Origin of the sequence: Psychrobacter sp. TB20-MNA-CIBAN-0197 (assembly GCF_040309765.1) — a bacterium.
In the GTDB taxonomy this organism is placed as follows: domain Bacteria; phylum Pseudomonadota; class Gammaproteobacteria; order Pseudomonadales; family Moraxellaceae; genus Psychrobacter; species Psychrobacter submarinus.
Window position 1 is genome coordinate 1 of sequence record NZ_JBEOPC010000235.1, and the last position, 340, is coordinate 340.

Genomic DNA, 340 nt, shown 5'->3' on the forward strand with positions numbered 1-340 from the left:
GTAAATAACCGCTTAAATGAAGCACAAGGATCGCTAAACCTATTTACAGGTTTGGTATAAAAACTACAAAGGATGAATATGATTAAGCCATTTTACGCTAGCTGTTTGTTAGCCCTCTCGCTATTAACACCCAGCCTTGTAAAAGCAAACCCGACAGCCTCGCAGTATCAGGAAATTCTTCACGAGAGCCTAGTTGAAACCGAGCCCGGGGTATCGGTAATTATAAGTAAAAATGGCAAAGTACTTTTTAAAGGAGCGCGCGGGCTTGCCAACCTTGAGCATAACATTGCACTTAATGAGCAAAGCGTTTTACGTTTAGGTTCTATTTCAAAACAATTTA

General features: G+C 40.3%; 1 protein-coding gene. It reads left to right on the forward strand.

Annotated elements, in window-relative coordinates:
- Window positions 1–78 precede the first annotated feature (78 nt).
- Window positions 79–340 (forward strand): serine hydrolase (locus tag AAEY83_RS13470; protein WP_351059556.1); only part of this gene is annotated, 262 nt, incomplete at its 3' end.